Genomic DNA, 24,765 nt, shown 5'->3' on the forward strand with positions numbered 1-24,765 from the left:
AATAACTATGAAAAAAACTGATTTGGTTGTGCTTGCAGTTGATGATGATCTCATTAATTTGAAGCTTTTAAAATCTATGCTGATGAAAAGCGGAAATGTAAAAGAGGTTGTCGAAGCAAAAAACGGCTCAGATGCCATAGGTGTTTTAAAAAGCCGTGATGATATTGACTTGATACTCTTGGATATCATTATGCCTATCATGGGTGGTATCGATATGCTTAAAGTCGTGCGTGCCGATGAAAGTCTGCGTCAACTTCCTATTTTGGTTCTTACAACAGATGAAACAAAAAAAGCAGAAGCTTTGGAGTGCGGCGCAAATGGATTTTTAATGAAACCTATACGCAATGACGATTTGATTGCAAAAATCAAAACAGTCATCGTCTAAACTGCAAAACAGGTTCTGCACAAGGACCTGTTTTTAATACCTCTTCTACCCATTTAAACGGTCTCTATTTTAACGGCATCTTCCAAGATATAGCAGATATAGCCACGCACTTCATCTCCCGTTATCTCTTTCACTGCTTTTACATAGTATCGAACCTGCTTGCGATGCTCCTCGGTAAAATACATCGCACTTTTGTAGTCTATCACACTCCACTCTCCCTTTTCATGTTTGACCAACAAATCAAGATAACGCAGATTGTTCTTATAGCGCAGAGCCTTTTCTTTATAGCATACTCCCCGGGTCAAAGTCAAAAACTCCGGTGCAGCAACAAGCCGCTCTATTCTCTGCTGTATATCATCTATCTCTGACTCTGTGAGCATAAAGCCATATTTGTTCAGCATCATATCTTTGGCACAAGCAAGCGCTTCTTGTGTAAACTCCTGCATCATCTCCAGAGTATAGTGCAAAGCAATTCCAAAATTAATGGCTTGCAAATCTTCTTCATTGTGTTTTTCTAATGCCAACAAATCACTCTGTGTTCCGTAATAGATATTTTCAAACGAAAGTTTTTTATACGCCTGCGGTATGTTTTTGGCTTTACATGTAGAGCGCAGTTCTCCGAAGCTTTGAGGTTGTAAATCCAGCAATGCAAATATGGAATCTTTTGGTTTTGCAAGGATGATCAAGTTTTCTCTTGCTCTTGTAAAAGCAACATACAGGGCATTCAAACTGTCTTCCCGTATAAGCTCTTTTTCTTTGGAAAGAGCATAGGCATAGTCATGGTCAATAAGCTCTCTGTTTTTTGTTCTCAGATAAAGATTTTGCAGTTTGATGCCGTCATAATTGTAAATAATGGCATCTCTTGGGGCAGGAGCCTTTTTCAGTCTGTCCATGACAATCACATGCTCATACTCCAGACCTTTTGATTTATGTACCGTTAAAACCCTCACTCCACTGATATCAGCCGCCGCTGCAGAAGTATCAAGTCTTTCATACTCAAACAAAAGCGCTTCAATATCTGCATATTTGGATACAGCATTCAAAAAGCGAATCAGGTGAAAATCATCTTGAAAAAGTCTGTACTCTTCTATACATCTCTTCACAACATCTACAAGCTTGACACTGTTAAAATCTACAGTGGCAACAGCCCTGACCTCCTGATTTATCAAAGCAAAAAAGTTCTGTCTGTAAATCTCTTCTCTGAAATAGAGATATTTCAAATACTCCAAAACAGCCTTGACACTTCTTTGGTTGATAAGCTTTGTGGTTGTCTCAGTCACAACCTCTATATTTTGTTCATCAAGTACGTTTTTAATGACCTGTCCGTCACTGTTGGTCGCACATAAAACGGCAATGTCATTCACATCTGCGCCAAGATCTATCAAGCGCTTTACCTGCTCAACCAGTGCATCCAAAAGTTCCTCATCTGCAATCACTTCGACAAAACCGCCCTGTGCCTCTTTGCGAACAAGCTGAGGAGTGTAGTTTTTTATTTTATCCGCAAAGACTCTGTTGACAAACTCTATAACCTCTTTTTGCGAACGGTAGTTTGTCAAAAGTTTTTTTACCTCGGTGCGGTGTTCTTTTGCCACCTCCCCAAAAAGAGCCGACACACCTCCCCTAAAACGGTAAATAGACTGTTTAACATCCCCCACAAAGAAAAAACTTCCCTCGCTGCAGACACCCGCACCCGAAGTTATCTCTGTGATAAGCGGTTTTAAAATCTCATACTGCAATATGCTGGTATCTTGGAATTCATCAAGCAGCATATGTTCTATCGTTGCATCGAGGCGAAAGTACAGAAATTCGCTCTCATTGAGACGGTGCAAAATCTCATACACCAGAAGCGTCACATCAGAAAAACTGAGTTCTCCCTCATCTACATAGAGTGCTTTTTTTGCCTTTTTGTAAAGTGCAACAAGTTCATTCAGAGCATAGAAAAAATTCTGCTCTTTTGCCTTTGCATGCGCCTGTACGGCACGCTGAATTTGCAACAGAGCTGCATCCATTGCAGGGCTGAAGCATTTTTTAAAGACCCAGTAGTTCAGGCTCTCTTTATAGACCCATGTTTTTGCTTTGAGTGCTTCAAAATTTTGGGCAACAACGGCTTTTTGCAGTGTCACCGATGCCTCTTTGCAGTTTTTTACAATATTTTGCAAAAGAGAGAGCCCTTGCATCGCCTCCTCTTCATACGCCTGTATCGATTTTTTTTGAAACTTCAGATGAGAAAGTTCCTCTTTTTTAAGATAAAAATCATCCAGCAGCGCAAAAATGTCACTGACACGTTTGTTTGATTCCAAAGAGAGATTGATAAGTGTCTTGCGTTTGTTGGCAACACTGACTTCTTTTAAAAAACGAGACATCAGTTTGACTTCATGCTGGGCATTCGCCGTTGAGAAATCGGGCATCAAAGAGGCATACAGAGAAAATTTTCTCAAAATCTGAGCGAAAAAGCTGTCTATCGTCATAATCTTCGTATGTGCATTTAAAAACTCGGCCAAAATCTGCGACCGTTTTGCCAAAATCTCTTTGTCAGACATCCCACACTCTTTGGCAATTTCATGCAATTCCATACGTGATTCCAATGCCTGCAGTGTCTCGACAATCCGCTCACTCATCTCGGCAGCCGCTTTATTTGTAAAAGTAAGAGCCAAAACCTTCGCAGGCTCCGCACCTTTAAAAAGTAGAGAAAGATAGCGCACAACAAGCATAAAAGTCTTCCCGCTCCCCGCACTCGCTTCGTAGGCAAGATTATTTTTAAACTTAGACATGAAGATCTTTTATTATTTCAACAGTTGCTTCTAAAAGATTGTGTATATCATTTTGACAAATTTCAAATATTACCTCCGCATCCAAATCAAAATAGTGATGAGATAAAACATCTCGCACTCCCTTTACCTGTCTCCACGGAATATTTGGATACTGAGGCAATATTTTTCCCTCAGACAATTTATCAATATTTTTAAAACCCTCTCCAATAGCAATTAGTCGCATTGAGATACTATCAAGTTTTAAAAGTCCCTCATCGTTTTCTAAAAAATCATCACTCGAATTTATTTTTTGGCATCTTTGAATAATGAGTTCTAATGATATTCGTATATCATCAAGTGTGGATAAAATCATTCTTTGTTTATCATTAAGCATAAATCAAATCTTTTTGAATCATTTCCAGGAAAAAAGGTTTCATATTTTTATGTTCACGCACAATATCCACTTTTATATGCAAATCTTCTTCTATCTGCTCTTTTATTGCAATCATATCAAACATATTAGGTCTCATTTTTACAAAAATATCTATATCACTCTGCGGTGTTGCTTCATCTCTTGCATAACTTCCGAACAATCCAATTTTTTCAACCGCATATTGTTTATGGAACTCGGGGTAATGCTCTTTTAAATAATTAAGTACATCACGTTTTGTCATAATAATATACCTCTTTTTTGCTTTCTTAAGTGTATTATAGCATTTCTGTAAATAACAAACTTAGCCATTATTTTCTCTCAAGACCTCTTCCGTTATTTCATCTGCACTTTTTTCATCGGCATAAAAATACTCTTTTACAAATGTATAATGCCCCAAAATTCAATATCCCACAATACTGTCGTGATTATAAAACATTCCAATCAAGTTTAAAATATTTATATAGTTTAGGCGTGTTGATGATATGGCTTTTCAGACCTTTATTTTCAATTTTACTGTATTCATAAATAATATTTTGCATTATACTTACAATTAATCTCTATTACACATGATGGCATATTCACAAAACTGGCAGGGCTTTGTCTCTTCACATTTTTCAAAGTTGACGGACTCTATGGAAAGAAGATCTTTGATATGAGATTTTAATATTTCTGTTTTTTCTTGCAAAAATGCTTCCGGGATGATTTGAGACTCTTTCAAATCATAAAAACCGCAACGCTCAACGTTTCCAAAACCGCCGGCCAAAAGAGCGTAAAATTCAAGCTGAAAGTCCGTTGCCTCTGTGTAGTTGTTTTTATTGTAAAGCATGTAGGCACCTGTTTTATAGTCAAGCACCTCAATAAGATTTTCTTTTTTATCTATTCTGTCTATTTGACCGACAATTTTCATGCCTGCAAAATTCGTTTCTAAAAGTTCTTCTGTTTTGAATACTTTCCAGCCTTTTTTAAACCGCTCTATTTCAGCCTCCGCAAAAGCCTCCAGACGTTTTTTTTGCATTTCAACGAGATACTTGTCAAGCTCACTCTCTCCGCAAAAATCATCCAGAGCTTTGTTGATATCTTTTTTGAGCTTTTCGGTATCCGTATAAAAATTCTGCTTTTCATAGACTGCTTTTAATGCACTGTGAACAACATTGCCTATTTCATACTCCTGAGGCATATCTTTTGGTATTTCATGGTTTTTTATATGTTGGATATATTTATAGTAATATTTACGCTTACATGTAAGGAAGGTTTTGAGCCTGCTGGCAGAGAGCGCTACATTTTTAAAACTGTACTCCTCTATTATCTCTTCTTCTTTTTGAAAACCTGCCTCTCTTTTTTGAAAGAGAATTTCAGCGTAGTCCAGTTCTCTGTGCTCATTTTTTTGTGTAATGCCGAGTTGTTTTAAAAACCTTGAACCGCTGCTCTCACTTGAGTTGACATAGGCGATTGCCACCTCTTTTGAGCGTGAAATCAGCATTTGGTAGTAATGTTTCTGCAGGCTTTCCCTGTCTCCCATCGTTGGCAAAGAGGCAGCTTTTCGTATCTGTGTATTTAAAAACATATCTTTATCACTGCGTTTTGGAACATTTTTGTCATCAAAATCTATAATAATTACTGCATCAAAATGAACACTTCTTGTCTCAAGTACTCCCATTACCGTCACTTTGCCCCCACGGACATCATCCACAGTTCTCAAAGCCAGACGCTGCATAAAAATATTCAAGAGTGATTTTACACTCATATCCTGCATAAAAGGCAAAAGTTTTTCTATTTTATGCAACTCCTCGTTCAATATTTTCTTCTCCTGTCTATTGGTAAAAAAAGCAGCCACTTCCTGCATTTTTTGTATAGAATCAATCTCTGAAACTTTTTTATAGTAGAGTCCGTGCAAGAGCAAAAAAAGCTCATCTCCTACTCTTTGTATACGTGCCTCATTCTCTTTTGAGTCCTGTTCTATCGCATTTAATGTTGCTTCGATTTTTTTATAAACTCCGGAGTGACGAAAAGACTCCCCCATTGCAAAGTTCAGATTGCACTTTTCATCAAAGCTTTTAAGTATCGGTGCTGCGGTTTCATTGGGCAAAATGACAGCAATGTTTTGGGGATTATATCCTTTTTGTACAAATTCATAGATTTTCTGCTGTACAAAGGCAACCTGCAAAAGAGATTCGCTGAAACTGTTACATGTAAGCTTATAATCTGTAGGTATTTTTTCTTTTGTGAGCGTTTTTATGTTGTTAAAGTCAAGTTCATATATAAATCCGGCTTCCAGTTCAAACCCGAGTTCGCCCAGTTTGTTTTGCATCTTTTCATTAAAGCGCGTCGCCCAGAAACGGAGTTTTATAGACATAAACGACTTTGCCTTTTGCAACAGTTCAAGCTCAAAGTTTGTCAGATGCCCGTCTAAATAAATCGTCACATTTTGATGTGTTTTTGCATACGCTTCGTTAAATTCGTAAAGCTTTGGCAAAAATATTCTGTCAAGCAGTTTTTTTTCATTGCACAGTTTTTCATAACGTTTGTAAAGTTCTTGCAAAATGACAATATGCTCTTCATACTCGGCATAGACATCGGCACTGCTGAGTAGATTGATATCATAAAGTTCTGCACTCAGTTCTTCGTAAAATTTAAAGATATACGAAGAATTTTTGGTAAAGGTAAAAAAATTCCGCTCGATCTGAAGGTTTGCAAAGCCTTTAAAATCTGATGCTTCAAGCAAAAGCAGTATTCTGCTCTCATCATCTATAAATTTATAGCCTTTTACAATCGTGAGTCTGGCGATAAAATCGCTCATAGTAATGTAGTTGGGTAAAAAGAGTGTCTGTTCTTGTGCAGCAAGCTGCTCGTGACGAATAGCACGGGCAGTCGGAAGGACTATGGTTGTCTCTTCCATATTTAGTACTGCGAAGCTTCCTGGATGCTTCTGTCGTTTATGATGCGGGTATCTGTTTTGATAGCATAAAATCTGCTCTTGTCACCGACATCTACTTTTAACAACAGGTTCCAAACCCCTGTTTTTGGAAATTTCACATCATGAAATACATAAAGACCCTCTTCAAACACAGGATCTTTGAGTGTTTTTGTGTAGGTGTCAACTTCAGGACGGCTGATTTCCAAAATCATTTTTGCGCCTTTGACCGCTTTGCCCTCTTTTGTAGTGAGGGCATACTTTACATCCGAACCATTTTCTGAAATTCTGTCTGAAACAAATTTCAGTTTATATGCTTTGTCAAAAGCTATTCTCTGTTTGATAAGTTTGTTTGCATTTGCATCTGCATCCTGGTATTTTGTCATATAATCATCACTCGGCTGTATGTCAGCCTTGCTTGTTTCTATAATTGTCCATACGCATAAGCCAAAAACACCTGTAATTGCCAGCCCTATTGCATAAGGCCAGAGTCTACCACTTTTTATAATGCTCATTTTTATGCCTCATTTTATAAATTTTTCTTTTAAAAAGCATAACTATACCATATAAAATAAAACCATAGAATAATACTCTTACATAAAACAAAGACGTTTGATTTGCATCACTGTCAAATCCATGTCCCAACTTGACACCCTTGGCTTTTGCTATCTGCTGCGCTATATCCAGGTAACCGTTAAACATTGCCGCAGAATATTTGTCTGCGACCATTCCTTTTTTTGCTTTTCCGCCTAAAAGAGGCAAAATAGTCCCTCCGGTATTGCTCATAATGCTGACAAAGTCATCCCAGCTTTTTGCATAAAAGGCTGCCATCATAAAAGCCTGTACATAGGACGTAACCGGACTCAGTACCTGTTTTTTGTCAAAATATTTATATAAAGACTGATCATTTGCTTCTATATCTACCTGCGAATTCATTTCAGAGAATGTCAACAATATTGTCGGTTCCTGAAACTGCGATAATATTTTTTTTTCATATTCGTACATCGTCATATTCTTTGGCAGTTCTTTAAGCATCATCAGGCGTAAAGAAATCCCTGTTTTCTTATAAAGCGTACTCCCTAAGGTTTCCACCTCTTCCGTGAATTTTGGGTTGTGTATCACTTCATCTTTATATAAATACTCTGCAAATAAATGTGTTTGGAATAACAGTATGAGGGTGAGGGCATAAAGCCCTCTTCTTAAAAGTTTCAAATAAACTTCCTAACCAACATAAAGATGATTTGGAGTTACAACAGCCCAAAGAGTATATGCAGCCATAATTACAAGGCCCCAAGAAATAATTTTTTCCATTCTAAACTCCTTACTTCACATCAACAACATGCTTAGCATTTTCGGTACTAAACATCTTAATTGATTTTTCATCTTTTATCTTATAAAAGTTTTCAGCTTGAGCATGTTGTACACTTACAGCATTGACACTTAAAAAAGCCAATATGCTAAGTAGTAAAACAGTTGCAATCAGCATACCCGTTACACCATCAAGAGCAAAAACACTTCTATTTTCATTCATGCTACTCTCCTTTACTTAAGCTCATCACATATGCTGCAATAGCTTCTTTTTGTTTAGGGTTCAGTCTGTCCATTGCTGGCATTTTACCAATAGCCCCTGTTTTACCGTAATCTAGAACATTGATGATCAGTTTTTGGTTCCAAGTTGCAATATCCGGAGCAACATATGCCATGCCTTTTCCGTCAGGACCGTGACATGCAGCACATACATTTGCAAATACTGCCGCACCTGCACTGTTTGCATCTTTTAATCCGCCTGCAACATAATCAGCCACTTCATCAATCTCTTTGTCTGTAATCAATGCACCGGTTGCTGCATTGAAAAGACCGTTGCGATCAGGCATCGGCATCTCTGTTCCTAAAAGTTTGTTGTTTGAACCGTGATTGATAACATACTTCACACTTTTAGCAGATATTCTGCGGTTTAAATCTGCCGCATCAACCTCATTATTACCGTCAGCATTGAGACCGTGACAGGCAACACACTCAACCAGATAAACAGATTCACCCATGTTTACAAGTTGTTCACCTTTGATGTTTGCATATTTTTTCTCAAAGTCAGCATCTTTTTCTTTTACTTCTTCATTGTACTGACCGATTTGAGAAAATGCATTTACTGGATACCCGATTGTAAAATACCACATACCCCAAATCATTGTACCTAAAAACATAATTGCCCAACCAAAAGGTACCGGGTTTTTATATTCACCTATGTTGTCCCATGACTCATCTGCCAATTCACCAGTTGCCTGATCAACCTGCATCTGACGAACATACTTGATAACCACAAATACTGTAATTATTACAAGTGCCACAGCCCCTGCAATTGCAAGCATATTGACGATATCATCATTGAGACCGCCTTTTTGGTATCCAACTGTTGCATATGTTGCAGCCAACATTGCAGCCGTTATGATAATTCCCCAAAGATAAAGCTTATTCATATATCTCTCCTATTTTTCTTCTGTCTTTGATACAGGTTTTACCGGAGTATCCCCTATATCATCCTTCAGTGCCATATTACTATAGTGTTCATAATCAACTCCGGTAGCATCTTTCTTTTTTGTATAAAGATGATACACATACGAATATGTTGCAACCACCAAAAAAACTATTAAAAAGAAATACGCATACGCGGCAAATTCATTAAAATCCACTATATACACCTTTGCTATTTAAGACTGTTTAAATATGCAATTAATGCAACTATTTCAGGTATTTCACCACGTGCCACTGCATCTTTAACGTCTTGATCTTTCATTTTCGCTGTAATTTTTTTCGCTTCTTCCAGTGCCATAGCATGTGCTTGAGCAACAGAATCTGCCATTTTAACTACTGTAGTTGAGCCGTCTTTCATAGGAACAGGCTTGTTATACGGTACACCAAAGAACTGTGCATTTGTCAACTGTGTCGCATATGCAGTGTCTATATCTGCACTGTTTGTAAACATCCACGGATAACCAGGCATAATACTTGACGGCATTACAGACTTTGGATCTTTCATGTGGTTTTCATGCCACTCCGTTGTTCTGTAATTTCCTACTCTGTGTAAATCCGGACCTGTTCTTTTTGAGCCCCAAAGGAATGGTCTGTCATATGCATACTCTCCACTTAAAGAGTAGTGACCGTAACGGTCAGTCTCCGCTTTAAACGGACGAATAAGCTGTGAATGACAGGCATTACAGCTGTTTTTGATATAAACATCACGACCGGCCTGTTCTAACAGACTTATCGGTTTAGTTCCGATAACAGGACGAGAAGCCTGTGCAAAGTTTGGAACGATTTCAATCAAACCCGCAAACGCAATTACTACAAATACACCTACCGCAAAAAAGAACGGGTGTTTTTCTAACCAATGAAACATAATATAATCCTCCCTTTCTTAAGCGCCCATAGGCGAAGCATTTTGTAATTCAGACTCTTCCACAGGACGAGACGACATAGTTTTGTAAATATTATAAGCAAACATAAAGAAACCGATAAGATATAACAATCCACCTGTACCACGTAAAGCATAGTAAGGATGCAATACATCAACAGTATCCATAAATGAATATGCCAGGTTTCCAAACTCATCGTGAGCACGCCACATCATACCTTGAGTGATACCTGCAATCCACATAGAAGTAAAGTATAAAACGATACCTAAAGTTTGAATCCAGAATTGTGCAGCCATAAGACTTTTAGAATACAGTTCACGTTTGAATACACGCGGAGCCATATGGTAAAGCGCAGCAATAATCATAAATCCGACCCAACCAAGAGTACCGTCATGTACGTGACCGACAATCCAGTCAGTAAAGTGTGCAATAGCATTAACAGATTTAATCGCCTGGATAGGTCCTTCCAAAGTTGAGAACATATAGAAAGTTGAAGCAAGAACCATAAACTTAATCAATGGAGATGCTGCAACCTGTTGCCATTCACCCTTCATTGTCAAAAGCATATTGATCGCTGAACCCCATGACGGTAAAATAAGAATTACCGAGAAAACAGAACCCATAGTCTGCATCCAGTCAGGAACAGTTGAGTAAAGAAGGTGGTGACCACCGGCCCAAAGATATACAAACATTAAACCCCAGAATGCAAGTAAAGACAATTTATAAGAGTAAATCGCCTGTCCGGACTCTTTTGGCAAAAAGTAATAAATCATAGCAATAATAGGCACAGTAAATACAAATGCAACCGCATTGTGTCCATACCACCACTGTACTAGCGCATCATTAGTACCTGCATACATAGAAATAGAGTGATACCATGCACCGATTCCTGTCTCACCTGCTGCAGAAGTTGCCAGCATTGTAGGAATTTCCATATTGTTAAACAGATACAACATAGCCACACCCAAGAAAGTAGCAATATAATACCAGATAGAAATATATAATGATTTCTCACGGCGAATACCGATAAGACCAAAGATACTTACACCCCACAGTACCCATACAACAACAATGGCAATATCAATAGGCCATTCGAATTCAGCGTACTCTTTTGAGGTAGTAATTCCCATAAACAGTGAAACAACAACTGCCGCAACACCGATAACATATAACCAAAATTGAAGTTTACCGATAAACATCAGAAATTTAGATTCTGCCATAGATACTTTCAGTACCCTCTGACCAACATAATACCACGTAGCAAAAATACCACTTAACGTAAAACCAAATGCAACTGCGTCAGTATGCAATGGACGAAGACGACTAAAGTTTGTATATTCAGCCAAACCTGCACCAAAGATTGTATTCAATCCAGGGAATGCAAGTTCAAATGCAATAAATACACCGATACTCATACCAACAATTCCTAAAACAATTGTTGTCAACATGAACATCTTTGCAACCGTATAGTCGTACTCTAATGGACGATTCTCCATATATAGCCTCCTTAAGATTCAAAGCAATTAAGTCTTTAAATGTATAAATACACTCAAAAGACTAATCAACATTTGTATATTAACAATAGATTTGTTTAATCTATCTTAAAAGTGACATAAAAATGACACTTTTTTTAATATCATTCTAAAAGGAAGCAATTAATTAGGAATTATGTGTTTGCTATAAGAAAATTACGAAAAAAGAGAGGGTTTTATCTTCTTATCAAAGATAAAAACTCACTGAATATATAGCGGCTCTCTTTGGGACCGGGGGAAGCTTCCGGGTGATGCTGGACTGAAAATACAGGCGCTTCATGATAACGTAAGCCTTCAATGGTTCCGTCAAAAAGATTTGTATGTGTCACCTCTGCAATCTCTGTAATAGTGTCCGGAACGTTATAGTTATGATTTTGTGCTGTAATCTCAACCAGTCCGGTTTTTTCGTTTTTGACAGGATGGTTGCCACCGTGATGTCCGAACTTTAATTTAAAAGTATCATATCCGTGAGCAATTGAGAGCAGTTGATGCCCCAGACATATTCCAAACATAGGCACTTTTGCATCTATAAGCTTTTTAATCTGCTCCTGTTCGCGTTTAAGTACCAGCGGATCTCCGGGACCGTTTGACAAAAAGACGCCGTCAATTAATTTTGCATGATATTTTTCTATCAGGTCTTCGGCTATAAAATCATTTGGGATGACTTCTGCCTCGATGCCTGCACTCACAAGTTCATTTAAAATATTACGCTTGACACCAAAGTCAATGACAACGATTTTTGCTTCTGCTTTTGGTGCTTCGTCATACTTGAATGCTCTGTATGAAAAAGTGCTTGAAGTATGCTGATACGGCTCTTTTGTGCTGACCTGCTCTATATAGTTTACATCTTCAATGCGGGGAGCGTTTTGGAGAATCTGTTTCAGCTCTTCTTTGTCGCTTATTTGTGTTGAAGCAACCATCATCATGGAACCTTCGCTTCTGAGCATTTTTGTCAGATAGCGTGTGTCAATATCACAAATACCCATCACACTGTTCTCAATCAAAAAATCATGCAAAGAGTTTTGTGCACGAAAATTTGAATAACGCCCCTGGTATTTTCGCACTATCATTCCCTTGGCATGCGCCTTGGCGCTCTCCATATCCTGCTCATTCACACCGACATTTCCGATCTCCGGCATTGTAAAAGTAACAAACTGTCCGGCATACGAGGGATCACTCATTATCTCCTGATAGCCGCTCATTGAGGTATTAAAAACGATTTCGCCGACCTCTGTTTTGTCTGCACCAAAACTGTTTGCTTCCAAAAAAGTACCGTTCTCCAAATATATCCAGGCTTTTTTCAATGAATAACTCATACGCTTACTCCATTCCTCTTTTCATTAATTCTTCTCTGTAAAGTTTTTCATGCAAGATGTCAAACTCATCTGTTCCGGGAATAAATTTTCTCTTGTACGAACGAATTTTGTCCATTACGGCATCTTCAATTTCCGACGCATCCGCAATAAAAGAAGTAATGGCATTGTAAATAATATTTTTAATACGATTTTCCGTTACTTCAAAATGAATCAAATCTTCTTCATAAAGTTCATCAAGAATTTTGTGCGATATATCCGAGTACCGCTCCTCATAATCTAAAATCACCCCGTATTCGGGAGCCAGTTTTTTCTTAATCATAAAGAAAAGCTGTCTCTCGTCTGCAAGCATAAACTCAATCTCTTCTTCATTGTCCATACAGATTTCATCTACTTTTTTCTCAAGAGCCATCTCCTGCTTGACATTCTCTTCCAATACTTTCTGTGCCTCAAGTGCGACATTTTCAAGCCCTTTTGTCATTGTAACAGCACCGCTTTTGTTTAAATCAACAGCAATTTTATTTGCGATATGGGGAATAGTTTTAAGAGATATTTTCATAGATTCAGCCTGCTTATAAATTAAATTTAAGTATTTTACAATTATTTAGCTAATAGTTGCGTTAACTTTGATGCTTTTTTTGGATCCATCTTGGTTAATATTTTTCCTACTACTTTTGGTTTGAGAGACTGCAAAATAGCCACTGCTTCTATTTCGTCCATGTCCGAGAGTACATTTGCCGCAGCCCCTGCTTTCATTTTTGCAAATGTTTGCGATATTTTATTCATTTTTGTCGATTTCAGCTCTTTGAGAATTTGCGCATCTTGCTCAAGCATTGCTTTTATTTTCTTCTCTTTTTCGCTGATCTGCTCCAGTTTGGCATTCACTTCCTCTTCTTTCAAAGAAAGTTTTGCCTCTTTTTGTTTCAATAACTCTTCAGTAGCCGTTTTCAAGGCATTTAATGCCTGTTTTTGCTCATCTATACGTTCAAGTTCAACCAAAAGTTCATTTTTTCTTTCGTTGAATATTTGTGTGCATTCAAAAAGTTTGTCACTGTTTTGTATCGAAAAAAGTGAAGAGCAGAGAAATGCTGTAAGTAAAAGATATCTCAAGAGGCTTCCTTGCTTGTGTTTGTATAGGTCATTAGAGCAATTTCATCCAAATCTTTTGCCTCTTTGATTTTTATTTTTTTGAGTGCTTTTTTTATCTCTTCATATTCTAAATATTTATACTTTTCATACTCTGTCATGTTTTTTTTCAATGCCTCTTTTGCCTGTTCTACTTCGTTTTTTGCATATTGCAACCATTCCTGATTATGCTGTATCACGGCTCTTTGTGCATCCAAAAGTGCCCTTCCTGCCATAAATTCTGCTATTTTTCCATGTGAGGGGAGAGAAATTTCCTGCAAAAACGCCAGAGAGTCTTCCAGCGCTTTTTTTGCTTTTTGCAGGTTTGTATTTGCCTCTTGCAAAACACGTTCACTCTTTTGCATAATGTTTTTCTTTACATGTACCAAAGAGGTAAAACGTGTTTTCACGGCGTATCCTTATAAAATTATTGTATCTTCTCTTTCCGGTGATGTAGAAATTATACCGACTTTTGTTTTACTTATCTCTTCAATAAGTTTCACATAATCCTGCGCAGATGCCGGCAACTCTTCAAAAGTTCTCACGCCCACTGAATTGTCCCAGCCTTTAAAAGTTTTGTAAACCGGTTTGACATTTTCCAGATCAATCGGTACATAGTCGATAGTTTTACCCTTATATTCATAGGCAACACATACTTTTACCTCATCAAAACCGTCAAGAACATCAAGTTTCATCAGTGCAAGTTCGTCACATCCGTTCAGACGGCTTGCATAACGGGTTGCAACCGCATCAAACCAGCCACAGCGTCTTGCCCGGCCTGTAGTCGTTCCAAACTCATTCCCCTGTTCACCAAGACGTCTACCGGCTTCACCGAGGTCTTCACTCGGAAAAGGCCCGTTACCCACACGGGTACAGTAGGCTTTGACTATCCCTGTCACTTTACCGATATCTTTTGCATTGAGTCCAAGACCGGTACAGGCTCCTGCACTCACCGTTGAAGAAGAAGTCACATACGGATAGGTTCCGTGGTCGATATCAAGCATCGTTCCCTGGGCACCCTCAAGCAAAACACGTTTGCTTTCACTGTCCAGAGCCCGCCATACCATCTGTGTTGTATCCGTAATATAAGGTGCCAACTTTTCTTTATAGCCTTTAAGCTCTGCCAAAAGTTCCTCTTTTTTCGGTGCATGCAGATCCATAACATCAAAAATAGGCTTGTTAAGCGCAAAATAGTCCAAAATAGTCTGACACAACTTCTCAGGATCCAGCAGTTCGCCCACACGATGTCCGATGCGGTTGATTTTGTCAGAGTAGGCAGGTCCTATCCCTTTTCCTGTCGTTCCAATTGCTTTATCGCCTTTGAGCTTCTCTTTTGCCTGGTCAATCTCTGCATGGTATGCAAGATTGAGATGTGCTTTATCTGAAATATAAAGACGTCCCTCAAGATTTTCAAACTGCTCCATCTCTTTGATAATAGAAACAGGAGAGAGAACAACACCGTTACCCACTACATTGACGGCTTTTGGATTCAAAACACCCGAAGGAATGAGATGCAGTGCATATTTGACTCCGTCCACCCAAATCGTATGTCCCGCATTGTGCCCGCCCTGGGAGCGACAAACCATATCATATTCCATTGCAAGTTTATCAACAATCTTGCCTTTGCCTTCGTCTCCCCACTGGATTCCGACAATCACATCTGCTTTATTTGTATACATATTTTCTTTTCCTCTTTTTCTATTGCTCTAATGCTTCACACAAAGTATCTGTATAAATTGCAAACCCTACAGATGTTAAATCTGAATCTTTATATCTTCCGCCCCGTGCATAGACTTCATTGCCTACTATGCATCTGAAAAACAGCTCATCATAATAAAGCATTTTTGCATAATACATTGGTGCCAAAACAGCATTTTCACAGGCAATTTCCGCGCACAGTTCTTTCATCTTCAAGAGTTCTTTTTTGATTGCTTCGGGTACCTTGTGAAGCACATCATCTATCTGTTCTACATACTGCAGATAAACAAGTTCGCTCAGCCATTCGACTTTGAGATTCAAAAACTTGTCAATATTGATATGTCTGAAATCATCTATAGTCAGTTCATCAAACATTGCAACCAGCAACTCGGGTATCTTAATATTGGAAATCTGCATCAGAGGCTTTACATGTAAGCGTTCAAAAATCTCTATTGCCAGTGTTGCCACACAAGAGAGTTTTTTCTCCCCCATAAATTCCACACCGACCTGATACTGTTCGTTTGTCGGGTAGGTAAACACAGGCTGGATATAAAACCACTTTTTCTGTTTCGTATTGCTTCCGAGTCTTTTTTTTATAATACGTACAACATCAATTGTCGAGTCTGCACGTAAAGAAAGCGCATTGTTCTTTTCATCATTTATACGAATCAGCTCTCTTTGATCTGCAATACTCTGATGCTGATGGTAGGAAAACACAGGAGTTACTATCTCTTCGTAGCCATTTGCATCAAGAATATCACTTGCAGTTTTTTCTATCTGGCGTTTTATCTTGGCGGATTTGCCAAAATAAAGCTTTGAACCATTGGGTATTTCATGTTCAAGTATCATTTATACCTCTTTTTTTTCTAATGCGGTTTTAAAATAAACCTCATTATAAACTTTTGAAGCAATGCCCGCATACTCCAAACGTCCCAAACGGTGCAAGATCAACTCTATCGCATTGACAACCCAGAGAGATTCATGCGGTGCAATCAAGCCCATCTGGTTTATACGGAATATTTTACCTTTTAAATGGTCCTGTCCGCCGGCTACATTTACCCCGTACTCCTCTTTTAAAGCGGAGCGAATTTTTGCCGCATCTTTGTCATCAATGGTTGTCATACTTTGAGCAGGCACTTTGGGGTAAGAGTGCAAACCTATCACTTCGAGTGCCGCTCTTGTCGCTTTGGCACGTCTGGCTGTATTGCAATATAGCACACCGAAACCACCCTCTTTTTTTATTGTCTCCAAAACTTCCAAAAGACCGATAACAAGTGTCGTAGCAGCAGTATAGGCTGTCGTGTTCTGGCGCTGTTTTTTGATTTCGGACGCAAGGTTAAAATAGTAGCCTTTGCCCTCGCCGATTTTATCTATCGCGGCATTGCTGAGTCCGATAATGGCAAGTCCTGGAGGCAGCATAAGTGCTTTTTGACTGCCTGCAATCAACGCATCAATATTTGTCACATCTATACGTTCAACACCGACAGCGGTAATCCCGTCCGCAATAATCATAATATCCGGATTGATTGCCTTGAGCGCCTCTGCTATCTCTTCCACGGGATGTCTCAGTCCGCCCGCACTCTCAGAAATCTGCACAGCCACAGCATCAATGTCGCTGTTGGATTTTACAGCGGCAACAACATCTTCAACACTGACAGGTGTGTCCCACTCATTTTTTATCTCAATATTTTTGAGTCCGTGTGCTTTGGCAATTTTTCCAAAACGCTCGCCGAATTTTCCTGAATTGACACTTAAAAGTGTATTTTTACACAGGTTGACTACTGTTGCTTCCATAGCGCCTGTTCCGCTTGATGCAATCATAACAACTTCATCAGTAGCAAAAAGTTCAAAAAGATGTTTTCGTGTTTTTTCAAAAATAGCTTCAAATTCAGGGGTACGATGGTGCATTGTCTCATCAGCCATGGCATTTCTAACATTTTGCGGTACTGGTGTAGGACCGGGTGTAAAAAGTAACATATGTAATTTCCTGTGAGTTTTAGGTTGTTTAAAAATAAAACCTCGTATTATATCGAAATAAGTTTAAATTTTTAAAAAAGGTTTTGTATGACACTTTTCGATTCCGTTATATTGGGTATTATTGAAGGTTTTACCGAATTTCTGCCTATCTCTTCTACCGGACACCTGATTGTGGCAAGTCAATTTTTGGGCATAGACCAGACAAATGTCACAAAAGCCTATGAAGTCATTATTCAATTTGCTGCCATTTTAGCCGTTGTACTCAACTATAGAGAAAAATTTACTCTCAAGCATATTGATTTATGGACAAAAGTTTTTCTTGCTTTTTTGCCTATCGGTGCCGTCGGTTTTGTCTTCTCACATCAAATCAAAGAACTTTTTAGCATTACTATCGTTGCAATTATGTTCATTATAGGCGGATTTATCTTTTTATTGGTTGAAAAATTTTATATACCCAAAGAAAAAGAGCTCATAACAAATGTTGAAGATGTAACGCTCAAACAATCACTCTGGATAGGAATTGCTCAAATTTTTGCTCTCATTCCCGGAACTTCACGTGCGGGAGCGACTATAATCGGAGCTTTATTAGTCGGTTTAGACAGAAAAGCCAGTGCAGAGTTTAGTTTCTTACTCGCTTTTCCCGTAATGAGTGCCGTCAGTGGGTATGATTTACTCAAACATTACCATGAGTTTTCATCCGCGAATATTGAAGCTTTGGCACTCGGCTTTGTCGTTGCTTTTGTTGTTGCCTATCTGACAATCAAACTCTTTTTAAAGTTTTTGGAAAAATTTACCTTTGTCGCCTTTGGTGTTTACAGAATTCTCTTTGGTGTGATACTCTTAACACTATTTAACTAATGGAACACTCTTTGCTTTATCTTTCTTGCGAGACATTTTAATGTACAAGGAGATATCATGCAAAGAATTAGCAGATATAATAACCACTTACATTCATTACTACATAAACTAGAAAAAACATTCTACCTGGCGAGTCGTAAGTTTTTATAAACTTTTTAAGATTTTGCCCGCTAGGCGTAAAGCACGAGAACGGTGAGAAAGTTCTTTTTTCACCTCCTCATCCAATTCACCGAGTGTTTTATCGTAACCAAGAGGTATAAACATCGGGTCGTATCCAAAACCACCCTCGCCTTTTGCCTCCGTCAATGCCGTTCCATACATCCAGCCATGCACCGTTTTTTCAATCCCTTTTGTCACAATAGCAATCGCCGCCGTATAATGCGCAGGAGAACTCATCACACCTTTTGCACCAATATCCTGCATTAATTTTTTTAAATTCTCTTTGTCATCTGCATCCTCACCGCCGTATCTGGCACTGTAAATCCCCGGTGCACCCTCAAGCACATCTACACTGATTCCGCTGTCATCAGCCATCACAACAACATTTTCATCATCCAAAGCCTTATAAACCGCTCTTGCTTTAATCAGTGCATTTTCTTTAAATGTATTGGCATCTTCTATTATTTCAAAGGCATCAATTAGTTCCGTATAGGGTATCACTTCATACTCTTTACAGAGTGCTTTTATTTCTCTGACTTTGCCTTTATTTGATGTTGCTAAAACTAATTTTTTCAATTTTTTTCCTTAAATTATCTTTTAAATTATTTTTTTTATCTTTTGCAAATCAATTATAAATAATAGTTGCTCTATAATTGCAAAATTATACAATAAAACAAAAGGATTTATATGTTCAAAAAAGTTTTACCCCTCTCAAGTATTCTTTTTCTCAGATTTTTAGGACTTTTTCTCGTTTTACCGGTTCTCTCTGTTTATGCCCTTGATTTACAAGGTGCTACACCCTTTCTCGTCGGTGTTATCGTCGGGGGTTACGCTTTAACTCAGGCTATTTTTCAAGTACCTTTTGGAAGTATGAGTGATAAGGTCGGCAGAAAGCCGACAATACTTTTCGGGCTACTTATATTTTTAATCGGTTCTCTCATTTGTGCCTATTCAACTGATATATATACATTAATGTTTGGGCGTTTTTTACAAGGTGCAGGGGCTATCGGCTCTGTTGTAACGGCAATGATTGCCGATTTGGTTGAAGAAAAACAACGCGGGCATGCTATGGCAATCATGGGTGGATTCATCGCTATGAGTTTTGCCGTTGCAATGGCTCTTGGTCCTGTTCTTGCTGCAAATTTCGGTTTAAGTGCTATATTCTTTATCACTGCGGTGTTAGCTGTTTTAGCTATCGTTGTTTTATTTGTCAAAGTACCGACACCCCCAAAAATCAAACATATTTATCACGGTAAAACAAAAACATCTGACATATTAAAAGATCCGAACCTTTTAAGTATGATTATTATCAATGCTATGCAAAAAGGTCTTATGACTGCTGCATTTGTTATTATTCCCATCTTTTTAACAAAACCGGAATATGGTTTTAACTGGGGAAAAAGTGACCTATGGATGGTCTATGTTCCTGCTATGATTGCAGGGCTTATTGCCATGGGACCTGCTGCCGTGTTTGGAGAAAAAAGAAATATTCCCAAGCAAATATTTTTACTCTCTATCCTTTTATTTACCGCGTCTTTCATAATGATGGGAACAACAACATCAAGTGGCGTTTTTATAACAGCCGTCATCTTTTTCTTTGTTGCATTTAATATGATGGAACCGCTCGTACAGTCAATGATTTCTAAATTTGCAAAAGTACATCAAAAAGGTGCAGCACTTGGAATTGCCAACTCTGCCGCATACTTTGCAACCTTTTTAGGCGGTACTTTTGCAGGACTTTACCTTGACATGAGTTCACGAAAAACTTTAGGTTTCACTATTGGAACAATCAGTATTTTATGGCTTATATGGACCGCTTTGAAGATGAAAAATCCACTCAGATACTCGCATCTTATTATTCCTGAAGATGAAGTTGATTTTGATAAATTACATGCTCTGGAGAGTGAACATGTCGCAGAATGGTTTATAAATGAAACAGAACATGTCGTTGTTATAAAATATGCCAGCGAAAAACTTGATGAAAATGATTTAAAAGCTCAAGTTATTCAACACTAATTGATGTATATCATCATATAAATCATCAGAATAAGTTAGGATAACGCAAAAAAAAGGATTTACTTATGCGATTATTCTTCTTGTTCGTCACTCTCACGCTTACACTCATCACAACAACGGGGTGTGACAAAAAATCTAGCTCTCAAGTCCATGAAGTCCACTACGACAGAGATATGTGCGCACGTTGCGCTATGGTTATCAGCGACAGAAAAAATACAGTTGAAGTAATTAACCCTTCTACCGGAAAGTATTATCTTTTTGATGACATAGGCTGTATGGTACTTTGGTTTGATAATGAACAAATTCCATGGAAGGACAAAGCCGTCATCTGGGTAACAGACGCCAAAACAGGAAAATGGATAAATGCCAGAACAGCTTACTATGATACTGAAAATATTACACCCATGGCTTATGGCTTTTCTGCCCATAAATCAAAAGATGATATCACAAAAGGTCAAGAAATTATAGACTTTAACGAAGTTGTAAAACGCGTTAAAAAAGTTGGAAGATAGGTTTTTTATCTTCCATTATCAAATTAGGTTCTATAAAAGGAGCCAAATGCGATAAAAAATTAAGCATACTCATTACCGGACTGGCATAAAAAAATTTTACTTTATGATTATAGTGCCATAACTGGTCGGCATATTGATATACCTTGAAAGGTTTATCACCGATGCCATCATTATTTGTATCAAAGCCTTCATATCTGTCCCAGTAATTATACTCTACAATATTTGACACGTCAAAATTTTTTCCGGCATCTTTAACTACATCATCAATATTTGAAAATATTTTATTATTTGTAATCGTATTATCTTTGATTGAAGCATGAAAGTGGAAGGCTTCACCATTATAAGCTATTTCGTTACCAATAAAATATCGCTTCATCCCTTTTGCTTTCTCCTGTCCTTGAATATAGAGTGCTTTGGCATTATAACGGACTACATTATTTTTAAAAACAAAGTTTGCTACACTGCCTATCATCACACCAATTCCGGCAGCACCATCAGAACTCAATATTTTATTAGCGATCACCTTTGTATTTTTGGCACCCATAAACATCATTGCTACAGAATTATATTTATATAAATTTTCTATAAAACGGTTATTGTTACTTAAAGAGAGATGTGTTGCAAATCTGTTGCCTATAAATCTATTTTTTTGAAAAAGATTATGATGCGAATAATTTAAAGTCACATCACGTACATTTTTAATAGTATTTGATTCTATAATATTATAATCGGCATAATAAAGCTTTAACGCATTTGCACGTAAAGGAAGCGTATTTTTTTTTGTCGTTATATAATTATGAGAAATGATCGAATTATCAACCCTATCCATATCTATACCATATAAAACTTCTGAAATATTACAATCGCGTATTTCACAGTTTTGTACTTCACGCATAGATATTGCGGCATCAATACTCTGCATATTCATCCCGCTGTTTTGAATTTTCAAATGTTGCAATGTGACATAAGAACTTCTAATGACAATAACACTGTGTACCCCATCACCCTTAATAAGAACATTATTTCCCATTCCTACAATCGTCAGCGGCTTATTAATATAAATATTGCCTTTATATATAGCATTTTGTAGTTTTATCGTTGCATAAGGAGGTGCAGAGTTTATTGCGTTTTGTAAAGCATTTGCAAAGAGCAAAAGAGGGGAAATCAGCAACAGAAAAAAAACTAACATATTCCATTACTCCTGCAAGATTTTAATAAAATCTATGTATTTCTTCCATAATATTTGCAAATTCCATATCATCACCTTTGTCTTTCAAAAAAGACACAAGATGTTTTTCACTTGCTTCGACACCATCTTTTTTTTCTATTTCCAAAAGTTCTGCATACAAGTCTGCCATAATTTCAATTACATGTTTTGAAATTGTTTTTCGTGAAGCATGATAACCGATAATTTCACCGGTGTCTGTATTTTTACGTATTTCAAATTCAGTAAATATCCAGTAATATCGTCCATCTTTTGCCATATTTTTCACAACGGCATTGATATTTTTCCCTTGTTTTATAGTTTCCCATAAAAGCTTAAATACAACTTTTGGCATGTCTGGGTGGCGTACTATACTGTGAGGCTGCCCGATAAGCTCATCTTCACAATAGCCGCTTATTTCCATAAAATAATCATTGACATAAGTAATCTTCCCTTTTGCATCTGTTTCACTTACTATATATCTTTTTGGATCAAGTTGTATCTCTTCATCTATCGGTGTAGGCTTTTTCATTATATTGCTCCATTTAGAAATTTTATAAGTCCGTAAGTAATTTCTTTAAAACTCAAAATTCTTGCACCGTGATGTTTTTTTGAAAAATCCTCGGCAGCTTTATATGAATTAAAAGGGACTAAATCATCACCTGCAGGTGAAATTTCATTACTGCCAAAAACAAAAAAAGCCCCTTTTGCATTAATCGTTTTTGCTGTTTGAAAATCTGTAACATATAATTTTTTAAAATCTTGCTCTTTTGTAATATGATACTGACCAAACCATGAAGCTGGATGCAAATAAAATTCAAACATCCCTTTTGGTGAAGAAAAAAGTATTTTTTTCCCGTTTGCCAACTCTATTTCCGATACCCATGATGGATATTCATATAACTTTAAATGTCGTATGTAACCAACATCATCTTTATTGTATTTAATTTCATAAGACAATAACAAACTACAAAACAGCAATAATCCGACAAGTACTTTCATCATAACACCTCCTAAACCAAATCTTTTTTCTCAAATATTTTATACCCTAAAAATGCAAACACTAAACCTAAAATAAGTGGATATCCTATGGAAACAAGAACAAACATTGTTTGACTCATTGAATCAAGTATGTAAAATGCTACCGGTCCCATAACCGTAAGCTGTGGATCAAATAAAGAAATAGCTGCTACACGGAAAATTTCCATAGGATTTATCATACTGATAAAAATAATCAAACCTGAACTCATTCTCTCTTGCATCATCAACGAAATAAGTGCGATATCTATAAATGCAAGTAAAAATATCCAAATAAAAAATGAAAGCCCCAATGCTACTTCTGAAGATTTTACAAAAGAGGATATAAAAAATGCAATCCCTAAAAAAGCACTACTCATTGCAAAAAGAAGCCCTGTATAGAGAAAGAAAATATTCCAAGGTATTGCCGCTCCTTTAAAAGCACCATAAACAATAGCAATCACCATTGCAAAAAACACAGGAAGAAAAACAGTAATAAACCTGCCGATTACTTTTCCCCAATAATATTGTTTTAAAGATATAGGAAAGGAGAGCATATACTCCAACACATGGCTGTCTCTGTCTCCGGATATAGAACGCACTGTCGTAATCAGAATAAAAATCGGTAAAATAACGATAGTAATCTGAATATACATCAATAAAAGACGACTGAGCCCGCTAAAACCCATCACTTGAGACTCCGTAACACCTGCTATAAAAAAGAGTGCTATTAAGCCTCCAAAAACAAGGGAATAAACAACAAACCACTTTGCTCGGAGTGACTCTTTTAAATCTAAATATGCTATTAAATATAGATTTTTCATCTAAAACCTCTCATCTGATACTATTTTTCCCAAATCCATATAAATTTGTCTGTTAACCAAATCTTTCACCTCTTCAAGTCGGTGTGTTACAAACAATAAAACTTTGTCTTCTTCGTTTTGTTTCAACAGCCTGTAAAAATCATCTCTTGCTTTTGGGTCAAGATTTGCCGTTGGCTCATCATAAATAATAATATCACTTTTTTTAGCAAGGGAAATGGCAATAAGCAATTTTTGTTTCATCCCCCCGCTTAATTTAAAAAAGGATTTGTGAAGATTTGCACTAATATCAAGTTTCATCTCGTTTGCATAATACTTAATTAACTCTTTGTCTACCTTAGCGCTCACACCTATATATGCAATAAGTTCATCAATACTTAGCTTAATTGGGGGCGGCAACTGTGGAACAAAACTAATATGTTCTAAAACATTTAGTCTGTTTTTTATAGGGTTAAGTCCATTAATGAGCACTTCTCCGCTGTTTGGATGATAATATCCCATAATTGAGCGAATAAGTGTCGTCTTACCGGCACCGTTTGCACCCATTAAAGCGATAGATTCATTTTGTTTAAATTCACAACTCACCTTATCTAAAGAGATATTTGAACCAAATTTTTTTGTTAAATTCTTTACCTGTATCATAT

28 protein-coding genes are annotated in these 24,765 nt (G+C 37.3%); 4 read left to right on the forward strand and 24 right to left on the reverse strand.

Features of this window, described 5'->3' with window-relative positions:
• Window positions 1-7 precede the first annotated feature (7 nt).
• On the forward strand, window positions 8-385 hold the full coding sequence (locus ACM66U_RS10720) for a response regulator (protein ID WP_151899427.1): 378 nt from the start codon (window positions 8-10) through the stop codon (window positions 383-385).
• Between the two features lie 53 nt (window positions 386-438).
• Here the strand turns inward: ACM66U_RS10720 and ACM66U_RS10725 are convergent, their stop codons facing one another.
• From ACM66U_RS10725 to ACM66U_RS10810, 18 genes are all read right to left on the reverse strand, one after another.
• On the reverse strand, window positions 439-3,156 hold the full coding sequence (locus ACM66U_RS10725) for a RecB-like helicase (protein WP_418640745.1): 2,718 nt from the start codon (window positions 3,154-3,156) through the stop codon (window positions 439-441).
• Entirely contained in the window at window positions 3,149-3,529 is a 381-nt protein-coding gene (locus ACM66U_RS10730; protein WP_230973290.1) for a DUF86 domain-containing protein, read from the reverse strand. The genes ACM66U_RS10725 and ACM66U_RS10730 overlap by 8 nt, the downstream gene beginning before the upstream one ends.
• Window positions 3,522-3,809, reverse strand: coding sequence for a nucleotidyltransferase family protein (locus ACM66U_RS10735; protein WP_151899425.1), 288 nt, complete (start codon window positions 3,807-3,809; stop codon window positions 3,522-3,524). The genes ACM66U_RS10730 and ACM66U_RS10735 overlap by 8 nt, the downstream gene beginning before the upstream one ends.
• 309 nt (window positions 3,810-4,118) lie before the next feature.
• Window positions 4,119-6,464 carry a PD-(D/E)XK nuclease family protein gene (locus ACM66U_RS10740; RefSeq protein WP_418640746.1) on the reverse strand — a complete coding sequence of 782 codons (2,346 nt, stop codon included), beginning with the start codon at window positions 6,462-6,464 and terminating at the stop codon, window positions 4,119-4,121.
• Between the two features lie 2 nt (window positions 6,465-6,466).
• Complete coding sequence (locus ACM66U_RS10745) at window positions 6,467-6,994, reverse strand: FixH family protein (RefSeq protein ID WP_418640747.1); 528 nt, start codon at window positions 6,992-6,994, stop codon at window positions 6,467-6,469.
• Complete coding sequence (locus ACM66U_RS10750) at window positions 6,972-7,691, reverse strand: 3-dehydroquinate dehydratase (RefSeq protein WP_151899422.1); 720 nt, start codon at window positions 7,689-7,691, stop codon at window positions 6,972-6,974. The genes ACM66U_RS10745 and ACM66U_RS10750 overlap by 23 nt, the downstream gene beginning before the upstream one ends.
• Window positions 7,692-7,800: 109 nt before the next feature.
• A complete protein-coding gene (locus tag ACM66U_RS10755; protein WP_346389726.1) occupies window positions 7,801-8,010 on the reverse strand; it encodes a DUF4006 family protein in 210 nt (69 codons plus the stop codon).
• 1 nt (window position 8,011) lies between these two features.
• Window positions 8,012-8,953, reverse strand: a complete 942-nt coding sequence (locus tag ACM66U_RS10760; RefSeq protein WP_418640748.1) for a c-type cytochrome — start codon at window positions 8,951-8,953, stop codon at window positions 8,012-8,014.
• A gap of 9 nt (window positions 8,954-8,962) precedes the next feature.
• Complete coding sequence (locus tag ACM66U_RS10765) at window positions 8,963-9,166, reverse strand: CcoQ/FixQ family Cbb3-type cytochrome c oxidase assembly chaperone (protein WP_151899419.1); 204 nt, start codon at window positions 9,164-9,166, stop codon at window positions 8,963-8,965.
• 14 nt (window positions 9,167-9,180) lie between these two features.
• Window positions 9,181-9,873, reverse strand: coding sequence for a cytochrome-c oxidase, cbb3-type subunit II (gene ccoO, locus ACM66U_RS10770; protein ID WP_418640749.1), 693 nt, complete (start codon window positions 9,871-9,873; stop codon window positions 9,181-9,183).
• Between the two features lie 18 nt (window positions 9,874-9,891).
• On the reverse strand, window positions 9,892-11,385 hold the full coding sequence (gene ccoN, locus ACM66U_RS10775) for a cytochrome-c oxidase, cbb3-type subunit I (protein ID WP_151899417.1): 1,494 nt from the start codon (window positions 11,383-11,385) through the stop codon (window positions 9,892-9,894).
• A gap of 212 nt (window positions 11,386-11,597) precedes the next feature.
• Window positions 11,598-12,737 carry a glutamine-hydrolyzing carbamoyl-phosphate synthase small subunit gene (gene carA / locus ACM66U_RS10780; RefSeq protein WP_346389731.1) on the reverse strand — a complete coding sequence of 380 codons (1,140 nt, stop codon included), beginning with the start codon at window positions 12,735-12,737 and terminating at the stop codon, window positions 11,598-11,600.
• Between the two features lie 4 nt (window positions 12,738-12,741).
• On the reverse strand, window positions 12,742-13,293 hold the full coding sequence (locus ACM66U_RS10785) for a DUF507 family protein (RefSeq protein ID WP_151899416.1): 552 nt from the start codon (window positions 13,291-13,293) through the stop codon (window positions 12,742-12,744).
• Between the two features lie 41 nt (window positions 13,294-13,334).
• Window positions 13,335-13,844: a MotE family protein gene (locus ACM66U_RS10790; RefSeq protein ID WP_418640750.1), complete on the reverse strand. Its 510-nt coding sequence runs from the start codon at window positions 13,842-13,844 to the stop codon at window positions 13,335-13,337.
• On the reverse strand, window positions 13,841-14,269 hold the full coding sequence (locus ACM66U_RS10795; protein WP_418640751.1) for a flagellar export protein FliJ: 429 nt from the start codon (window positions 14,267-14,269) through the stop codon (window positions 13,841-13,843). The genes ACM66U_RS10790 and ACM66U_RS10795 overlap by 4 nt, the downstream gene beginning before the upstream one ends.
• Window positions 14,270-14,278: 9 nt before the next feature.
• Complete coding sequence (locus ACM66U_RS10800; RefSeq protein WP_418640752.1) at window positions 14,279-15,538, reverse strand: adenylosuccinate synthase; 1,260 nt, start codon at window positions 15,536-15,538, stop codon at window positions 14,279-14,281.
• A gap of 19 nt (window positions 15,539-15,557) precedes the next feature.
• Window positions 15,558-16,406, reverse strand: coding sequence for an ATP phosphoribosyltransferase regulatory subunit (locus tag ACM66U_RS10805; protein WP_151899412.1), 849 nt, complete (start codon window positions 16,404-16,406; stop codon window positions 15,558-15,560).
• Window positions 16,407-17,534 carry a pyridoxal-phosphate-dependent aminotransferase family protein gene (locus ACM66U_RS10810; protein ID WP_418640753.1) on the reverse strand — a complete coding sequence of 376 codons (1,128 nt, stop codon included), beginning with the start codon at window positions 17,532-17,534 and terminating at the stop codon, window positions 16,407-16,409. It lies immediately after the preceding gene.
• An 87-nt stretch (window positions 17,535-17,621) separates the two neighbouring features.
• Between ACM66U_RS10810 and ACM66U_RS10815 the strand changes: the two genes are divergently transcribed.
• Window positions 17,622-18,392: an undecaprenyl-diphosphate phosphatase gene (locus tag ACM66U_RS10815; protein ID WP_346389737.1), complete on the forward strand. Its 771-nt coding sequence runs from the start codon at window positions 17,622-17,624 to the stop codon at window positions 18,390-18,392.
• A 144-nt stretch (window positions 18,393-18,536) separates the two neighbouring features.
• Here ACM66U_RS10815 and rdgB read toward each other — a convergent pair whose 3' ends face one another.
• Window positions 18,537-19,127, reverse strand: a complete 591-nt coding sequence (rdgB, locus tag ACM66U_RS10820; RefSeq protein ID WP_346389738.1) for an RdgB/HAM1 family non-canonical purine NTP pyrophosphatase — start codon at window positions 19,125-19,127, stop codon at window positions 18,537-18,539.
• Between the two features lie 111 nt (window positions 19,128-19,238).
• Here rdgB and ACM66U_RS10825 point away from each other — a divergent pair, with 111 nt between their 5' ends.
• Both ACM66U_RS10825 and ACM66U_RS10830 read left to right on the forward strand, forming a co-directional pair.
• A complete protein-coding gene (locus tag ACM66U_RS10825; RefSeq protein WP_418640754.1) occupies window positions 19,239-20,567 on the forward strand; it encodes an MFS transporter in 1,329 nt (442 codons plus the stop codon).
• A gap of 65 nt (window positions 20,568-20,632) precedes the next feature.
• Window positions 20,633-21,079, forward strand: coding sequence for a hypothetical protein (locus ACM66U_RS10830; RefSeq protein ID WP_418640755.1), 447 nt, complete (start codon window positions 20,633-20,635; stop codon window positions 21,077-21,079).
• On the opposite strand, the gene nosD is transcribed toward ACM66U_RS10830, so the two are convergent.
• Genes nosD through ACM66U_RS10855 form a run of 5 tightly spaced genes read right to left on the reverse strand, consistent with a single transcriptional unit; the run spans window position 21,060 to window position 24,763 of the window.
• Window positions 21,060-22,268 (reverse strand): nitrous oxide reductase family maturation protein NosD, encoded by a 1,209-nt coding sequence (gene nosD, locus ACM66U_RS10835; RefSeq protein WP_346389741.1) that lies wholly within the window; start codon window positions 22,266-22,268, stop codon window positions 21,060-21,062. The two genes, ACM66U_RS10830 and nosD, sit on opposite strands and share 20 nt — an antisense overlap.
• Window positions 22,269-22,290: 22 nt before the next feature.
• The gene (locus ACM66U_RS10840) at window positions 22,291-22,815 is read right to left on the reverse strand and encodes a PAS domain-containing protein (protein ID WP_346389742.1); all 525 of its coding nucleotides are present in this window, start codon (window positions 22,813-22,815) and stop codon (window positions 22,291-22,293) included.
• The gene (locus tag ACM66U_RS10845) at window positions 22,815-23,288 is read right to left on the reverse strand and encodes a nitrous oxide reductase accessory protein NosL (RefSeq protein WP_346389743.1); all 474 of its coding nucleotides are present in this window, start codon (window positions 23,286-23,288) and stop codon (window positions 22,815-22,817) included. Before ACM66U_RS10845 ends, ACM66U_RS10840 begins: the two co-directional genes overlap by 1 nt.
• An 8-nt stretch (window positions 23,289-23,296) precedes the next feature.
• Complete coding sequence (locus ACM66U_RS10850; RefSeq protein ID WP_346389744.1) at window positions 23,297-24,124, reverse strand: ABC transporter permease; 828 nt, start codon at window positions 24,122-24,124, stop codon at window positions 23,297-23,299.
• Entirely contained in the window at window positions 24,125-24,763 is a 639-nt protein-coding gene (locus tag ACM66U_RS10855) for an ABC transporter ATP-binding protein (protein ID WP_346389745.1), read from the reverse strand. It abuts the gene before it with no gap.
• Between the last annotated feature and the right edge of the window lie 2 nt (window positions 24,764-24,765).

The sequence above is a fragment of the Sulfurimonas sp. ST-27 genome (assembly GCF_048081595.1).
GTDB classification, from domain to species: domain Bacteria; phylum Campylobacterota; class Campylobacteria; order Campylobacterales; family Sulfurimonadaceae; genus Sulfurimonas; species Sulfurimonas hydrogeniphila.

What these genes read in the sequence shown, in the direction of transcription:
- ACM66U_RS10720 (WP_151899427.1), top strand. Translation starts at nt 8, where the DNA reads ATGAAAAAAACTGATTTGGTTGTGCTTGCAGTTGATGATGATCTCATT.
- ACM66U_RS10725 (WP_418640745.1), bottom strand. Translation starts at nt 3,156, where the DNA reads ATGTCTAAGTTTAAAAATAATCTTGCCTACGAAGCGAGTGCGGGGAGC.
- ACM66U_RS10730 (WP_230973290.1), bottom strand. Translation starts at nt 3,529, where the DNA reads ATGCTTAATGATAAACAAAGAATGATTTTATCCACACTTGATGATATA.
- ACM66U_RS10735 (WP_151899425.1), bottom strand. Translation starts at nt 3,809, where the DNA reads ATGACAAAACGTGATGTACTTAATTATTTAAAAGAGCATTACCCCGAG.
- ACM66U_RS10740 (WP_418640746.1), bottom strand. Translation starts at nt 6,464, where the DNA reads ATGGAAGAGACAACCATAGTCCTTCCGACTGCCCGTGCTATTCGTCAC.
- ACM66U_RS10745 (WP_418640747.1), bottom strand. Translation starts at nt 6,994, where the DNA reads ATGAGCATTATAAAAAGTGGTAGACTCTGGCCTTATGCAATAGGGCTG.
- ACM66U_RS10755 (WP_346389726.1), bottom strand. Translation starts at nt 8,010, where the DNA reads ATGAATGAAAATAGAAGTGTTTTTGCTCTTGATGGTGTAACGGGTATG.
- ACM66U_RS10760 (WP_418640748.1), bottom strand. Translation starts at nt 8,953, where the DNA reads ATGAATAAGCTTTATCTTTGGGGAATTATCATAACGGCTGCAATGTTG.
- ccoO (WP_418640749.1), bottom strand. Translation starts at nt 9,873, where the DNA reads ATGTTTCATTGGTTAGAAAAACACCCGTTCTTTTTTGCGGTAGGTGTA.
- ccoN (WP_151899417.1), bottom strand. Translation starts at nt 11,385, where the DNA reads ATGGAGAATCGTCCATTAGAGTACGACTATACGGTTGCAAAGATGTTC.
- carA (WP_346389731.1), bottom strand. Translation starts at nt 12,737, where the DNA reads ATGAGTTATTCATTGAAAAAAGCCTGGATATATTTGGAGAACGGTACT.
- ACM66U_RS10785 (WP_151899416.1), bottom strand. Translation starts at nt 13,293, where the DNA reads ATGAAAATATCTCTTAAAACTATTCCCCATATCGCAAATAAAATTGCT.
- ACM66U_RS10800 (WP_418640752.1), bottom strand. Translation starts at nt 15,538, where the DNA reads ATGTATACAAATAAAGCAGATGTGATTGTCGGAATCCAGTGGGGAGAC.
- ACM66U_RS10805 (WP_151899412.1), bottom strand. Translation starts at nt 16,406, where the DNA reads ATGATACTTGAACATGAAATACCCAATGGTTCAAAGCTTTATTTTGGC.
- ACM66U_RS10810 (WP_418640753.1), bottom strand. Translation starts at nt 17,534, where the DNA reads ATGTTACTTTTTACACCCGGTCCTACACCAGTACCGCAAAATGTTAGA.
- ACM66U_RS10815 (WP_346389737.1), top strand. Translation starts at nt 17,622, where the DNA reads ATGACACTTTTCGATTCCGTTATATTGGGTATTATTGAAGGTTTTACC.
- ACM66U_RS10825 (WP_418640754.1), top strand. Translation starts at nt 19,239, where the DNA reads ATGTTCAAAAAAGTTTTACCCCTCTCAAGTATTCTTTTTCTCAGATTT.
- ACM66U_RS10830 (WP_418640755.1), top strand. Translation starts at nt 20,633, where the DNA reads ATGCGATTATTCTTCTTGTTCGTCACTCTCACGCTTACACTCATCACA.
- nosD (WP_346389741.1), bottom strand. Translation starts at nt 22,268, where the DNA reads ATGTTAGTTTTTTTTCTGTTGCTGATTTCCCCTCTTTTGCTCTTTGCA.
- ACM66U_RS10840 (WP_346389742.1), bottom strand. Translation starts at nt 22,815, where the DNA reads ATGAAAAAGCCTACACCGATAGATGAAGAGATACAACTTGATCCAAAA.
- ACM66U_RS10845 (WP_346389743.1), bottom strand. Translation starts at nt 23,288, where the DNA reads ATGATGAAAGTACTTGTCGGATTATTGCTGTTTTGTAGTTTGTTATTG.
- ACM66U_RS10850 (WP_346389744.1), bottom strand. Translation starts at nt 24,124, where the DNA reads ATGAAAAATCTATATTTAATAGCATATTTAGATTTAAAAGAGTCACTC.
- ACM66U_RS10855 (WP_346389745.1), bottom strand. Translation starts at nt 24,763, where the DNA reads ATGATACAGGTAAAGAATTTAACAAAAAAATTTGGTTCAAATATCTCT.